We start from the raw sequence: 15443 nt of genomic DNA, 5'->3' as shown, positions 1-15443 counted from the left end.
ACCCCGCTCTCTTCAGCCAAAGATCAAGGAACCTTGGTACTATGATCAAGAAAAAAACAGGATTCTGGTTGCAGGTAGCGTTAGCCACCGCCGTTTGTGCTTCCACACAGGCAGCAGAGATTGATAATGTCGAAGTATCCGACAGATTCTGCCTGACCTGCCATGGCACAGATGGGCAAGGCAATATTGGTATCGACGCGCCCAGACTTGCCGGAATGGAGCCCTGGTATTTGAGACGTCAACTGGAGTTGTTTCGTGATGGTTTACGAGGCACGCACCCGGAAGACTTAACCGGTCAGGAAATGCAGCCGATGGCTGAAATACTTTCCGACGAAAGTATCGATGATATCGTTGACTGGGTCGGCACCTGGGAATACCAGCCTGCCGAAATCACCCTCACTGACGGTGATGCCGAGCGAGGCAGAACACTGTATCAAACCTGTGCCAGCTGTCATGGGGCACAAGGGCAAGGTAACGAAGGGATGGGTGCGCCCGCCCTGGCAGGGCAGAATGACTGGTACCTGCTAACTCAATTAAAGAATTTTAAAGCTGGCTATCGTGGTTATGAAAGACAGGATCAGTACGGCTCACAAATGCGCATGATGGCGCAGGCAATACCGAACGAGCAGGCAATGAAAGACCTCGTCGCCTACATCAACACCCTGGGTCGTCCGGCACAATCAAATGAGGAGAATGAAGATATGGGAATCACTTCACGAGTAGGCCAGGCAGCAGCTTCAGTCGCCCTGGCTGGCAGCATGGCAATGGCATCCACTCAGGCCAGTGCACAGGACGTTATCATTCACCCAAACTCAGGCACCTTCCCTATCGCTAATGCAGTTGAAGTCGGTCCGGAAGCATCCATTATTTTCCATAGCGGTGTTACACCGTCACCAGCAAACCCAAACGCTGAGCGTGGCACACCCGCTTACTATGGTGATACCGAGACACAGGCACTGAGTGTTTTCACCAAAATGAAGGCTGACCTGGAAGCCAAAGGGCTGTCCATGGGCGATGTGGTAAAAATGACCGTATTTCTGGTGGGTGACCCTGCTCTTGACGGTCAAATGGACTTCTCAGGCTTCATGAATGCTTATACCCAGTTCTGGGGAACCGACGAGCAGCCTAACCTGCCTGCTCGTTCTGCTGTTCAGGTGGCCGGCCTGGTTGCACCTTTGATGTTTGTCGAAGTTGAAGTCATCACGGCGAAACGCCGCTAATTACTGACTATTTCAAACGAGCAAAACCGGCCATCAGCCTCCCTCTCTCGACTGATGGCCGGTGAGCGCTCAGACCCGAACAACCGTTCTACGAAAAATGACTTTTGTCCATTGCCAACCTATGTAATTTATCTCATAATCCCTACAGTTGAACGTACTCATATTAATTATAAAAACTGAAGAACGCTCATGCCACAAGCCGATATTGCACAGGACCTGAAGGATTACCTCAGCCAGTCCGCGACTATTACGACAGATGCGCAGTTGCGCAATTACGTTAAAACCACCAGCCGTACGTTAGCAGCTGAAGGTTATCCTATACGTGTCGGTCTTGACGAAGCCCACGCCTACATCGGCCAGGAAGTCGGCATTACCAAATGGTTCCCCATCACACAAAAACGCGTTAACCGCTTTGCCGAATCGATCGGCGACTATCAGTTTCTGCATATTGATCAGGAGCGCACAACACGTGAGACGTGCTACTCCGGTACTATTGCACATGGCATGCTTACCATGTCCCTGCTGCCAACATTTGCAACCTATGCGACCCTGAAAATTCGCGGCACCCAACAATGCATCATTTATGGCATGGACCGGGTTCGGTATTTAAACCCGGTACCCATCGGCGCCCGTATTCGTGGCCGGTTTACGCTGCTCAGTGCGGAAGAGCGCAACCCACACGAAATCTTAATGCGACATGCAGCAACTATTGAAATTGAAGGCCAGGAAAAGCCAGCACTGATTGCTGACTGGATCGTGCTGACAACACTTTAGCTTGCAGAATGCCTACTGCTGAGGAGTTCTAGCAAAATGCATCCGCACGAGCCCGCTCCCAGTCTTTGAGATAGCTCTCCGGTACGGCTTTGTTTAGTAGTGCTCCTGGCGGTATCGGGACATAAATTTCATTGAAGTCCTTCAATCCTGATTCTGTTCGCTGATATAAATCGCTTGGCCCCAGATCGTCAGGATTGTCATATCCGAGCGCCCCACATAGCTCAAGAAACACATTGACCGTCGCTTGATGGTAGTTTCGAACACGCTGAGCGCGCAGGTCCACATTTATTGCCTTGGCACGCGCCGGATCCTGGGTTGCCACGCCTGTCGGACACTTATTGGTATTACAGGATTTTGACTGGATGCAGCCTAATGCCAGCATCATTGCCCGGGCAGAGTTGACGACATCTGCACCAAGCGCAACTTTGGACAGAAGATCAAAGCCGCTGGCTGATTTACCCGCCGATATTAACCGAATCCTGTCTCTTAGCCCGGCACCTATCAGAACCTGTTCCACGAAATAACCGGCTTCAATACATGGCATCCCCAAACGATTGGAGAACTCTACCGGTGCCGCGCCAGTGCCCCCTTCGGCACCATCAATGGTGATAAAGTCCGGGGTAATGCCGGTTTCCAACATCGCTTTAACGATGCCCATAAACTCTGATTTACGCCCGATACACAGTTTAAAGCCTATTGGCTTTCCATCAGACAGCTGCCGCAACTGACTGATAAAGGACATTAAACCCAACGGGGTTGAAAACTCAGGGTGGTTTGCCGGTGAGTAAACGGTTTTACCCACCTCTACCAGTCTGATACGGGCAATTTCTTCGCTGACCTTGGCTCCTGGCAGTACACCTCCATGCGACGGTTTGGCACCCTGAGACAGCTTAATCTCAATCATTTTCACCTGTGCCAAAGAGGCAGCTTCACGGAAAGCATCCGGGTTAAAACGCCCCTCCGGCGTGCGGCAGCCAAAATACCCAGTTCCCAGTTGCCAGACTAGATCACCGCCATGGCTTTGGTGGTAAGGACTGATCCCGCCCTCACCTGTATTGTGATAAAACCCGCCTTCTGCAGCCGCTTTATTTAAGGCACTGATCGCATTATTGCTTAATGCGCCAAAACTCATGCCGGATACATTTAATAAGGAAGCGCTGTACGGCTGTCTGCAATCAGGACCGCCGATCAAGACCCGGGTCTTGTCCGGATCCACATGTTTGGCATTTAACGAATGAAACAGGCATAAGTAACCCTCAGCAGTGATATCACGCTCTGTACCAAAAGGCATCGTGTCATCTATTTTCTTGGCACGCCGGTAGATAAGATCACGTGTTTCACGGTTGAATGGCCTTTCCTCCAGGTTATCCGCAATAAAGTATTGCCGTATTTCCGGGCGGAAGTGCTCAAACAGAAAACGGATATTGGCAAATACCGGATAGTTTTTACGAAGATTGCTATCTGCAATAAACTGATCGAACAGCCCCACCAGGGTAAACAGCAGAACCAGTAGCAAAACGCTGAGTAATCCAGGGTGTTGCAGCGCAAGAGGGTACCAGACGCCATCTGTGGCACTGTGCATGGCGAACGTACTTAGCGGCAAGGCAATGACGACGAAAATCCAGTAAAACCTGACAGCTGGCGTCATATGCTGGCGAAACTCCTTTATTGACTTAAATTATCGGTTCACACTGAATTAACGGCAAAGCCTGGTTTTCGCTTCTTCATACTCCGAGCGGAACCGGGCGATAAGCTCTGCTGCCGGAACCACTTCACGAATCGATCCCACTCCTTGCCCGCAGCCCCAAATATCTCGCCAGGCACGCTTTTCACCGCCTCCACCAAAATTCATCTTGCTGGGGTCAGCCTCTGGCAGGTTATCCGGATCCATACCGGCATTCTCGATACTGCCTTTCAGGTAATTGCCGTGCACACCGGTGTAGAAGTTGCTGTAGACAATATCATCAGAATTACTGGCGACTATCATTTGTTTATATTCATCCACGGCTCTAGCTTCATCCGTGGCGATGAAGGGTGAGCCGATATAAGCCAGGTCAGCCCCCATGGCCTGAGCGGCCAGAATAGCTCCGCCAGAGGCTATGGACCCTGACAGCAGCAGTGGCCCGTCGAACCACTCTCTGACCTCCTGCACCATTGCAAAAGGGCTTTTGACACTGGCATGACCACCAGCACCTGCAGCCACACAAATCAGGCCATCAGCGCCTTTTTCAATCGCCTTGTTAGCAAAGCGGTTGTTGATGACATCATGCAAAACTATGCCTCCCCAGCCTTGCACGGCTTTATTCACATCCTCGCGGGCACCCAGACTGGTGATCACGATTGGCACCTTATACTTCTCACACAGCGCCATATCATGTTCCAGGCGGTCATTGCTGCGATGCACTATCTGGTTGATCGCAAACGGCGCCGCAGGTCGGTCCGGGTGTTTGGCATTATGTGCAGCCAGCGCCTCAGTAATTTCCGCCAGCCAGTCTTCTAACTGCTCGGCTGGCCTGGCGTTAAGCGCCGGCATCGAGCCCACGACACCAGAAGTGCATTGCGCGATCACCAGTTTCGGATTACTGATAATGAATAATGGTGCCCCGACAACCGGAAATGGCAGGTTGGCAAGGACAGGCGGTAATTTGGACATGCTGCTTCTCCCTATATGGCGTCTCGCCAGCTTATATTCCTTCAAAACCTTCCAGTACGACCTTACCCCGGGTATGCTCGGTTTTCATAGCCGTATGCGCCCGTTCCAGGTTGTCAGCGGTAATCGCGCCATAGTGCTCACCCAGGGTAGAACGCAATTTACCTGCATCGACCAGTTCCGCCACCTTGCTCAACAACTCATGTTGCTTTTGCATATCATCGGTTTTGAACATGGCGCGGGTAAACATGAATTCCCAGTGCAAGGAGAGGCATTTCTGTTTCATCAACTTAATATCGAGCGGCTCGGAAGGATCATCAATCAGCACCAAACGACCTTGAGGTTTTAACATCTGGATCAGATTTTCATAATGCTCGCCGGTCCGGTTAGCTGAAGCCACATCAGTCACATTATCGATGCCATCGAGGGCCTCCAGTTGCGGTGCTAACGGTTCACGATGGTCAAGAACATGGTGCGCACCCAGGGATTTGACCCACTGGCGACTTTCTTCCCGTGAGGCCGTCGCCACAATCGTAGCCGAAGTCAGTTGGCGCAGCAGCTGAACCAGCATGGAGCCAACACCACCACCCGCACCCAGGACAAGCACGCGCCTGTCGCTCGCCTCATCGCCAAAAGGCACCTGAAGCCGATCAAACAGCATTTCCCAGGCAGTAATGGTTGTCAGCGGCATGGCCGCCGCTTCCGCATTATTAAGGGTGTCGGGTGCTTTAGCACAGATACGCTCATCAACACACTGGAACTGGGCATTGCAGCCACTGCGACTGACATCGCCGGCATACCAGACTCGGTCTCCAACGTTAAAGAGAGAAACCTCACTTCCCACAGCTTTAACAGTACCGACAGCATCCCAGCCCAGCACTTTGGGCTGGCCCTCAGGCGGAGTCACACGCGAACGTATCTTGGTGTCCACCGGGTTTACGGCGATAGCTGATACTTCTACCAGAATATCCCGTGCCTCTGGCACTGGCGTATCGCATTCAAATTGATAAAGATTTCCTGTTGTATAACCTATTGCCTGCATAACAATTCCATCTGAATAAGTGAAACGATGCCAGCAGTATACTGTAGATTTTCGTTGTCGTCAGACGGGAAGGCCATCATTCCACATATCGCAGCCGACCACTGCCTGGCGCTGCTCACCCGGCAGCCGAAAACTCGGCCGGGGGACGGTCAGAACAGTATAGATTCGATGGCAGACGACCACAGCACTTAGGGCCCCGCTCGGCGGGCGAAAACTCAGCCTGTGGCTTCAAACAGTCCGCTTTTGTTCTCGAGCGAAGGGAAGGCCATCATTCCACATATCGCAGCCGACCACTGCCTGGCGCTGCTCACCCGGCAGCCGAAAACTCGGCCGGGGGACGGTCAGAACAGTATAGATTCGATGGCAGACGACCACAGCACTTAGGGCCCCGCTCGGCGGGCGAAAACTCAGCCTGTGGCTTCAAACAGTCCGCCCGCTTTTTCGAACGAGGCCCTAAGTGCTAAACGTGGTCTTAGTGTCTGCCATCGAATCTATACTGTTCTGACCTTGTGGTGTACCGGCTGTTTGGCGGGCAATAAAAAACGGCCGCATTGGGCGGCCGTTTTTGGTGCAACAATCTGGAACTGAGCAGGGGGAGTTAGTTGCCCTGGATCAGTTTGTCTTCAGCGCGTCCAATCGGGATTTGCCGGGGCTTCATGGCTTCTGGTACTTCGCGTTCCAGTTCGATGTGCAGCAGGCCATTTTCCATTTGCGCATCAGTCACTTTCACATGATCGGCGAGTTGGAAAACGCGCTCAAAGTTTCTGGCAGCGATACCCTGGTGCAGATAAGTCCGGGACTTGTCATCCGCCTGCTTCTTCCCTGTCACCTTCAGTGTTTGCTGCTCAGACTGAATACTCAGTTCATCTTCAGTGAACCCTGCCACGGCCATGGTAATCCGGTACTGGTCTTTATCCAGGCGCTCAATATTGTAGGGCGGGTAACTGGGCTGGCTCTGTTCTCGTTGAACAATGGAGTCCAGAAGTTGGCTTAAATGGTCGAAACCAACAGTTGAACGGTACAGTGGTGCAAAATCTAACGTTCGCATATTCATATCCTCATCGAGCAATATAAATGTTAATTAACTACCTATCTTTATCTTGCCTGTGACCACCATCGAACTTAAGTCCTTGCGGTCCAGCAAGTAGATCAGGCAGGCGAGTTATCACCATGATAACTCTGGAGGAGACCCCTACCGGGCATCGCCTCTTAATAACAAAGATGGGGTAGCAAAAATCTATTTCAAGGCTTTCGTATAATTTTTTTTGATTCTGTCCTGCAAACTGTATTGGCAACAGCTATAACTTCAATGTGACCAGGGATCGGTTACTTATCTGTCAGGGAGGACGGACCCCAGGCGCCAGAAAACTTGCTTCCTGTTGGTGCCTGGCTGTTTGCGGGGGCTGCTACGGCAGTCCCCGCATTTTTGGGATGTGGGTTGATATAAAATTTTACAGGTTGACAAATCTGTTGCGAAAGCAAGATTTCAACTAAATGTAACAAACGTTCTGCTAGTACTCAGTCAATGGTATTATACATACAATATTGTTTGTAACTTATTGACTATTATGCCCCGACGAACCAAAGCAGAAGCACTTGAAACCCGAAACACGATCCTTGACGCTGCCATTGATGTATTTTTTGAAAAAGGTGTCAACAGCTCTTCACTGAACGACATAGCCCGACAGGCAAACGTTACCCGGGGTGCCATTTACTGGCATTTCAAGAATAAATTACATATTTTCTCAGCACTTCATGATCAGCTTCACTCCTACCTTGCTGATACCATATTCAAAGATTTACAGAACGACCACCCACACCCATTACTTCAGCTGGAGCGTCTATGTACCGAATTGTTAGTCGAACTTCAGCATGATCAGAACCGATTCAAAGCGCTAAGCATTGTGTATTTACGCTGTGATTATTCAGGGGAAATGGGGCAATTTCTGGAACAGCAGAATGTAAACCGGCAAAGAACAATCAACCTGTTCTCAAGTTATTTTAAACGTGCCAAACTCCACGGCCACCTGCCTAATGACATTAACCCACAGACGCTTAGCGCCGCTCTGCTGGCTTACATCAGCGGTATTGTTATTGAGTTCATACGATCCCATCCTGCCATTGACCTGGACACTGAAGGTGCTGGGTTCATGCGACTGTTTTTCCGTAATATGGGTTAAGGGTATATACTTCGGACATGACTAACCGCGAGTAGCGTTATGCGTCATGTTCAGCGAATACTCTGAAGCGCCTGTATCTCGCGCGGCAAGAAAGCGCGTGGTAATCGCAATACTGCTGTCCTTGCTGCTCCATACCGGTGCTGCAGGCAGTGCAGGCGTGGTTTATTGGTTGGCAAAAAGCACGCCAGAGCTGAACACAACACTTTCCCTGATAGTCCCAGCTACCAACCAGCAGCTCACAACATCAGCAACGGTCATTCAGTCAGAATCCAGTGAGCAACCCAAACAGCGCCCTCTCATATCACCCCAGGGCACACCTCAAACGAAAACTGTCAGTCAAATCCGAGAGAGAGACAGTCAGATTGCAATTACCTCCAATACAATCGAATCACTCCCAACACCTGAACCAATTGAACTACCTGAACCAATTGAATCCACTGTAGCAACTGAAACAACTGAAGCAACTGACAACGCAACGACAAGCAACACCGTCAGAGCCGCCAGCACTCTTGAACATATGCTGGTGCAGAATATTATCGCTACCGCATCGCAGGAGAATACGGCCATAGAGGTCACAGAAACAGTAAGCTCCCCCACTCCATCCTCTGACAGCAGCACCGTCACCCGCCCTCTTTCTGCGGCAATGCAACTCCCCCGCCATACTGTCCGCCTGGAGACCGAGATTGATGGCAAACGGGTTTATAGTCATGCCATCATCAAAGAAAAAGCTTTTTCGACCTATGCACATTTCATTGATCGTTGGGACAATGATGTCTACCTATCCAAAGATCAGATCATTGGAGATTTTCATGTTAATTCCCGCATAAAACTGGCCAGCTCATTCAATGAACAACCCACAATTCATGGTCGCTTGACGATTGGTGTGAATCAGTTTTTAACGCGTGAGTTCCAGAATCAGAATGCATTTCTCCAGGGAGTACAAAGTGGCGTTGGTATGATTCCTATGGATCGGGAACCGCTACTGTCTATGCTCGCTGACATCCGCCAGAATGAAACCCGTATGCATTATTTTCAGGGAGATACTGTTCTTCAGTTTCAACGCGATGGTTCGGTGAAATGGCAATCAATAGATGATGAAACTGTAGCAGGGCTAATTGCCGCCAGTGAGCAACCACAGGTGATCATTAATGAAGGGCGAAACCGTTTTGAGCTTAGCGGTGAAATCAACGGGCATTTTCTGGTTTATTCGCCGCACCAGATACTGATCACCGGCTCACTCAATTATGTTAACCCCACCGTTGGCGAACTAACCAAAAGCAGTCCGCTGTTGGGGCTTGTCAGCAGGCGCTCTGTTGAAGTTGCCTCCCGTTTTACGACCGGATCCGGAAATCTTAGGATTGATGCTGCCATTTACGCTGCACGCCGGTTCAGTGTCCGGCGCTTTGATGACATGCACCAGGGAATACTGCATATTTACGGCAGCCTGGCAGCGGGCAGTATTTCAGCAACAGAGCCTCGCTTCTCCACACGCATTGAAAAAGACCCGCGACTGGACAGCATTCGCCCTCCGGGTTTCCCTTTAACCGGGCAGACTGTTCTGGCTGAATGGGATGGCGTCTGGCTGGAGCAGCCAACACAATAATCACTAGCGGAAATACGATTCAACTTCCTGATAGCGTGCTTCGCAGCGGCCAGGCTCAGGCAGTTGCAGGCAATTCTGCAACCAGACCCAGGCCTGATCACGCAATTCCTGCTGCCATAGCGTGGCAAACTGATTCAGGTAGGCTGACTCCATATTTTGTTCGAATACGGCCCGATTCGGCGACTGAGGTGCCCAGTCCAGGTATTCCCTGGCAACATTGATGGCTTCAGCCCACTGTTCCTGTTGCCAGTGGTGTGTAGCCCAGGCAGCATGAAATTGATCCAGCGATTGATGACATACCACTGTCTGCAGACAATGCTCCTCAGCCTTTTCTGACAGTATGGGTGGCAAAGGCGCGAATACAGACTTCTCAGTCATACCCTGGATAACATCGCTAACCGCAATCGTGGCATCAAGCCGGATACTTTCATACTCACGCTGATCCGGGTCGAGTGTTCGCAACACACTGTCTGAGAGTTGCAAAGCCGCGATCCAGCGCTCTTGCCTTTCACCCTCACGCTCCCCTGGTGTTTCTGCTCCTGCTGCCAGCCATTGCGCCCTGGCAGCCTGCAGCAATAACAAGGGAATGCGCTGGTTATCATTCAAAGCTGCAGCGCCTGCCATGTCATCCTCAAATCTCTCTAGCACAGGCTCAATCAACCCCAATAGTTGCCAGCGCAAAGCCGGGTTGTTACTACGTCGCAAATAGTCACTTTCCTGATAGTAATAAACTAGCCTGTTCTGCTGGGCATCCAGGTTATCAGGCTGCATGGCTCCACGTATTTCTGCGATTCGCAAACGCATGGGGTAACTGGCACGTGAAGGACTAAGGTGCTGATTCCACATATTTTCCAGCCCCAGTGCCAGCGCAGATACCGAGCGACGCTGCTGATAATCTTCGAAGCTGGGCACATCAAGACCGCGCTCTTCAAACCAGCCTTCTGCCTGCCTGGCAAAGAAGCGCTCATCACGAACGACAGCAAAACCATCCTCAGATGTGGTCTCCACATCCAGTGTCGTACCGTCGGCGAGTTCAACTTCAACAAATGCATGACTTGGCATTAACACGCCTCGTACCTGCAGGCCGAGTTCACGTGCCAGTGCCATATAAATCAATGCCGAGCTGATGCAGTTATAAGTCCCTGTCTCCAAAACCCCACTGACCGTACTTTGTGCTTCATCGTATTGCTGGAAGAGATCTTCATGTAATGCCAATAAAAGCGCAGCTCCACGTTCCTCCTCATGCTGTAGATGACGCAGATCGTCATGAGCAGCCAGGAATTGCCAGGCGCGTGCGGACAACTTAGTGGCTTTTTCTGCACTACGCACATTGCCGGACGCCAATAAATACAGTTGCAGCAACTGGTTTGCCGTCAATTCAGCATCTACTGCTTCACGAACTGTGCTGATCAGGCTGGTTTCAAACGTGCTTAACGGTGTCCACAAAGCCGACGCGATGGCTGTATTGTCACCATACCCCTGTCGGTCAAAGTCACGTTCTTCAAACTGCTCTGCCCAGGCCGTATTTGTCGGGATCGGTGTTTGAGCCGACGCCGACATGGCTAGCGTGATTCCGATAGCAGCTGACAACAAGCGAGTGATCATAATGCTTCTCAGAAAGTAACCTTAATTTTGGCAGCAACCCGTTTCGCTTTTTCGACGGCACCTTCAATCGTGTCGGCTCTGGCCAGTGCAACACCCAGGCGACGACTGCCATCAATTTCCGGCTTGCCGAATAAACGCAGCGATGTATCCGCTTCATTCAATGCCTCACTGACATGGTGAAACTGCATCGCTGTTGATTTACCTTCAGGCAGCAAAACGGCTGACGCGGCAGGACCAAACTGACGGATTAACGGTACGGACAGACCCAGTATCGCCCTGACATGCAGGGCAAACTCAGACAGATCCTGCGAGATTAACGTCACCAGGCCAGTATCATGGGGCCTGGGTGAAACTTCACTGAAGTAAACCCTGTCCCCTTTGATAAACAACTCCACGCCAAACACGCCCCATCCTCCCAGCGCTTCAGTCACAGCACAGGCGATATCCTCGGCACGCTGCCGCGCTGTTGCTGTCATCGGCTGGGGCTGCCAGGATTCACGGTAATCCCCTTTTTCCTGGCGATGGCCAATCGGTTCGCAGAAGCTGGTGCCATTTTTATGGCGTACTGTCAGCAGGGTAATCTCATAATCAAAGTCGACAAACCCTTCGACAATGACTTTACCTTCACCACTACGTCCCCCGGATTGGGCATACGACCAGGCCGCTTCCACATCCTCTGCAGATGACAAGGTACTCTGTCCTTTACCGGAAGAGGACATAATCGGTTTTACCACACAGGGAAAACCGATCTCTGCCACAGCAGACTGAAACGTTTCATAGGTTTCGGCGAAACGGAAAGGCGATGTCTCAAGACCCAGCTCTTCAGCTGCCAGACGACGGATACCTTCGCGGTTCATGGTCAGATGGGCAGCTTTGGCGGAAGGGATGACATGCCAACCCTCGCTTTCCAGTTCTACCAGGGTCGCTGTGGCAATGGCTTCAATTTCCGGCACAATATAATCGGGTTGCTCAGATTGGACCAGTTGACGGATCGCAGCACCATCGAGCATGTTCACCACATGCCTGCGATGTGCAACCTGCATGGCAGGTGCATTGTCATAGCGATCCACGGCGATGGTTTCACAACCCAGGCGCATCAGTTCGATGACCACTTCCTTGCCCAGCTCACCACTGCCCAGCAACATCACTTTTGTCGCACCTTTGGCACCTGGGGTTCCTATCGTACTCATCAACGCTCCTAAACAGTCACAGCCAAACGAATCACTTTATTCTTTCAGAACCGCAGCAGACTTGGAAGCCAGATTTGCTACAATCGCGATAACTCTCAAGGCAAAGATCACGTGCTGAGAGATCAACCAGGCTGTAACGAGGTGGTTTTTATGAAAGCGGTTATTCTGGATGCAGAAACACTTGGTTCCGATGTCGACCTGTCCCCTTTGGAGGCGCAGCTGACAGGGTTACACTGTTATGCACGAACTGAACCCGAAAACGTACTCTCACGTTTGCAGGGTGCCGATATCGCCATCAGTAACAAGGTAGTGCTGGACCAAGCCGTGCTGGCTCAACTGCCTGACCTGAAACTCATCTGTGTGCTGGCAACAGGCACCAATAATGTGGATGGAAAAGCCGCCGCGGAACAGGGTATCGAAGTCAGCAATGTCGTTGCCTATGGTAGCGACAGCGTAGCCCAGCACACGTTGATGCTCACCCTTTATCTGGCCGGACAACAACCCAGATACCAGCGCGAAATCAGGCAGGGTCACTGGCAGAAAAGTCCTCAATTTTGCCTGATGCAGTACCCGACACTCCAACTGAGTGGCAAATCTGCTGTCATTGTCGGTCAGGGCGAACTCGGCACGCGCGTTGCCAGTCTGTATGAGGCCTTTGGCATGAAGGTAAGTTTTGCAGCACGACCTGGGAAAACGGATGACAAACGTCAACCCCTCGACAAACTGGTCCAGTCAGCCGATGTCATCAGCCTGCATTGCCCTCTGACGGCAGAAACAAATGAACTCATTAATGCATCCCTGCTGAGCAAGACTAAACGTGGCTGCCTCCTGGTAAACTGCGCGCGAGGCGGGCTGATCAATGAAGCAGATGCCCTGAAGGCGTTACGCGAAGGTATTCTGGCAGGACTGGCAGTCGATGTACTGAATCAGGAGCCCCCCAGAGGCGGTCACATTTTTCTGGACGCCATGCAGGAGGACCTGAATCTTATTGTTACGCCCCACCACGCCTGGATCAGCCCTGAAGCCAGACAAACAGTGGTGCAGAAAACGGCCGAGAATGTCACCCGGTTTCTGGCGACCTATCGTGGCCGGTAAGCAATCAACACATTGCCTTCTCGCTGACTGAAACGGTTGTAACCGGATCCTACGAAAATCATACCACTGCCCGCAGAAATGGTATGTGCATCCAGTGAGCCACCATGTCCCGGGATACCGTTATCCCCCTGGAAAGGAACGGCTGTGTCGTATACTCCAAGCACACTGCCATTTTCACTATCAAACAGATACAGCCTGCCATCAACCGCACCGGCTACCACGACTTCATCAACAACCAGTGGCATGGCAGAGAAGCCGAACCGGGTATCACAATTATCAACGCGCCTTTGGCGGCCACTCTCACAGGCCGGGCTGGCCGAATAAGACCAGACAGGTTCGCCACTCATTAAATCAAATGCATAGACCCCAGGAAAACGATCAGTTGACGGATAAGGCCCCGGATCACTGATTGGCAAAAACACACGCTCTCCGTCATGCGCAATTCCCCAGTGATTACCGCCCAGGGCGCCGCCATCACCAACACGTTGCTGCCAGAGAACCTCGCCGTTAGCCGGGTTCAGTGCCCAGAGGTGACCTGATTTCTGACCTGCCAGCAGCCGCTGCTCCCCTGATGCCAGTGTCACCAGTGCCGGCGCACTGCCAAAATCCCAATCTTTTCGAATGCTGTCTGATTCAGTGGGACAGTTGGCCCCATACTCTCTTCCCGTGCAGGCCATGTTCCACACATCATTGGCTACGGCCTGAAACTGCCAGACCACTTCACCGCTATCTATATCCAGTGCAATAAACGCATTACTGGTATCTGTCGCAGGCAACGATGTATTCTCGCCGGTGGTGATATAAAGTTGTCGACGCTCGGTATCCAGCGAGGGACTGGCCCATACCGGTGCGCCTGAAGGACCCCGTAAACGGGTACCGGCCGGGTTGCGTTCCCCCGTATAATCAGCTGGCGGCATAGTGACATAGCGCCAAATTTCTTCACCGCTCATAGCATCCAGGGCTATCACACCGCCTCGCCCATCACAGCACTCATGCGTATCCAGAGCACCTCGCTGCACACCAGAAGCCGATACCGGCAAATACAATCGTGATTCAAACACCACCGGTGCGCCCGTCAGGCGTGTATGCATGCCATCATCTAGCACTCCGGAACGAACCCATACCGGCTCTCCGTCAATTGGGTTAATAGCGTGCAGCCTGGCCCGTTCGTCAGTGACATAGAGCAGCGCCTGCTTATTGGCCTGCTCACCGGAAACAGTTTCACCCAGCACCGCTGATCCTCGTAGTGAAGTACCCGCATCGTAGGACCATTTAATACAACCTGATGCCACATCAATGGCAAAAACATGGGTACTGGAAGCTGCTGGATAAAAAAGCGTATCTTCGGTAATAACAGGAGATGAACGCAGTCCGCCAACACCTGGGAAAACTATCGACCAGGCGACTTCCAATGCGCTCAGATTGCTTTTCTGCAAACCACTTTGCGAGGCTGACAACTGCCTGCCAAACTCCAACCCTCCTCCCGGGCTGGCTAGTGAAGCTTTGTCCAGGCTGATAGCCATGCGCTCATCACTGCAACGGTTGGCAGCAATCCAGTTATCCGACACCGGGTCACGGGCAAGATGTTCAACCAGTATCGCCAGTTGGGATTCATTCAGGGACTGTCCCTGGGCCGACATGACACCGCCTGTCAGTGCAAAGCGCAGATCATCAGCAGACATGGTGTTTAATGATGCCAGTGACGGCGCACGGGGATCACCACCTTCATGGCAGGCGGCGCAATGTTGCGCAAACAATTGCTCTCCTGCGTTATCAGCCGAGGTTTGAGTGACTGCTTGAGTTGTTGTTTGGCTGGTTGATTGACCGTTTTCTTGAGTAGGAGCCTGAGACTGCACAGGCTGATAAACTGTGAACAATAACAGCAGTGCAAAAGCTGCTGGCCGGTTCGCCCATTTCATCATACCGTGATCCTGTTCTTATCGTTTTATTGGTATCAGTAACCTGCAATTCGGGATTGTGGTGCTTAGAAAAATTCGCCCCGTACATCACCATCACGAGGAGTGTTGTGATTTACAGTCTCCGGGGCAAGGCCGTTGCGGTGAACGGCGTGGAATACACCGTTC

At 51.7% G+C, this 15443-nt stretch carries 12 protein-coding genes; 5 read left to right on the top strand and 7 right to left on the bottom strand.

The window, feature by feature from the left end; translation table 11 throughout:
- Positions 1 to 41 precede the first annotated feature (41 nt).
- Together PSCS_RS15690 and PSCS_RS12985 are read left to right on the top strand one after the other, a co-directional pair.
- On the top strand, positions 42 to 1220 hold the full coding sequence (locus PSCS_RS15690; RefSeq protein WP_082866611.1) for a c-type cytochrome: 1179 nt from the start codon (positions 42 to 44) through the stop codon (positions 1218 to 1220).
- Positions 1221 to 1409: 189 nt separating this feature from the next.
- Positions 1410 to 1994: a MaoC family dehydratase gene (locus PSCS_RS12985; protein WP_082866610.1), complete on the top strand. Its 585-nt coding sequence runs from the start codon at positions 1410 to 1412 to the stop codon at positions 1992 to 1994.
- Between the two features lie 28 nt (positions 1995 to 2022).
- On the opposite strand, the gene PSCS_RS12980 is transcribed toward PSCS_RS12985, so the two are convergent.
- From PSCS_RS12980 to PSCS_RS12965, 4 genes are all read right to left on the bottom strand, one after another.
- Positions 2023 to 3642, bottom strand: coding sequence for an FMN-binding glutamate synthase family protein (locus tag PSCS_RS12980; RefSeq protein WP_068812523.1), 1620 nt, complete (start codon positions 3640 to 3642; stop codon positions 2023 to 2025).
- A gap of 48 nt (positions 3643 to 3690) precedes the next feature.
- Positions 3691 to 4647 carry an NAD(P)H-dependent flavin oxidoreductase gene (locus PSCS_RS12975; RefSeq protein WP_068812522.1) on the bottom strand — a complete coding sequence of 319 codons (957 nt, stop codon included), beginning with the start codon at positions 4645 to 4647 and terminating at the stop codon, positions 3691 to 3693.
- Between the two features lie 31 nt (positions 4648 to 4678).
- Positions 4679 to 5686, bottom strand: coding sequence for a zinc-binding alcohol dehydrogenase family protein (locus tag PSCS_RS12970; protein ID WP_068812521.1), 1008 nt, complete (start codon positions 5684 to 5686; stop codon positions 4679 to 4681).
- A 598-nt stretch (positions 5687 to 6284) separates the two neighbouring features.
- Complete coding sequence (locus PSCS_RS12965) at positions 6285 to 6734, bottom strand: Hsp20 family protein (RefSeq protein WP_068812520.1); 450 nt, start codon at positions 6732 to 6734, stop codon at positions 6285 to 6287.
- Between the two features lie 520 nt (positions 6735 to 7254).
- Between PSCS_RS12965 and PSCS_RS12960 the strand changes: the two genes are divergently transcribed.
- Entirely contained in the window at positions 7255 to 7866 is a 612-nt protein-coding gene (locus tag PSCS_RS12960) for a TetR family transcriptional regulator (RefSeq protein ID WP_157885714.1), read from the top strand.
- A gap of 97 nt (positions 7867 to 7963) precedes the next feature.
- The gene (locus tag PSCS_RS12955) at positions 7964 to 9469 is read left to right on the top strand and encodes a hypothetical protein (RefSeq protein ID WP_157885713.1); all 1506 of its coding nucleotides are present in this window, start codon (positions 7964 to 7966) and stop codon (positions 9467 to 9469) included.
- 3 nt (positions 9470 to 9472) lie between these two features.
- Here the strand turns inward: PSCS_RS12955 and PSCS_RS12950 are convergent, their stop codons facing one another.
- Positions 9473 to 11074 carry a transglutaminase family protein gene (locus PSCS_RS12950; protein ID WP_068812517.1) on the bottom strand — a complete coding sequence of 534 codons (1602 nt, stop codon included), beginning with the start codon at positions 11072 to 11074 and terminating at the stop codon, positions 9473 to 9475.
- A gap of 8 nt (positions 11075 to 11082) precedes the next feature.
- The gene (gene purT, locus PSCS_RS12945) at positions 11083 to 12264 is read right to left on the bottom strand and encodes a formate-dependent phosphoribosylglycinamide formyltransferase (RefSeq protein ID WP_068812516.1); all 1182 of its coding nucleotides are present in this window, start codon (positions 12262 to 12264) and stop codon (positions 11083 to 11085) included.
- A 150-nt stretch (positions 12265 to 12414) separates the two neighbouring features.
- Between purT and PSCS_RS12940 the strand changes: the two genes are divergently transcribed.
- On the top strand, positions 12415 to 13359 hold the full coding sequence (locus PSCS_RS12940) for a D-2-hydroxyacid dehydrogenase (RefSeq protein WP_068812515.1): 945 nt from the start codon (positions 12415 to 12417) through the stop codon (positions 13357 to 13359).
- Here the strand turns inward: PSCS_RS12940 and PSCS_RS12935 are convergent.
- Positions 13344 to 15281, bottom strand: coding sequence for an outer membrane protein assembly factor BamB family protein (locus PSCS_RS12935; protein WP_068812514.1), 1938 nt, complete (start codon positions 15279 to 15281; stop codon positions 13344 to 13346). The genes PSCS_RS12940 and PSCS_RS12935 overlap by 16 nt on opposite strands.
- Between the last annotated feature and the right edge of the window lie 162 nt (positions 15282 to 15443).

The organism is Pseudohongiella nitratireducens (assembly GCF_001642735.1).
In the GTDB taxonomy this organism is placed as follows: domain Bacteria; phylum Pseudomonadota; class Gammaproteobacteria; order Pseudomonadales; family Pseudohongiellaceae; genus Pseudohongiella; species Pseudohongiella nitratireducens.
Note: the sequence above shows the minus strand (reverse complement) of the source record. Positions and strands in the feature narration are given on the sequence as shown.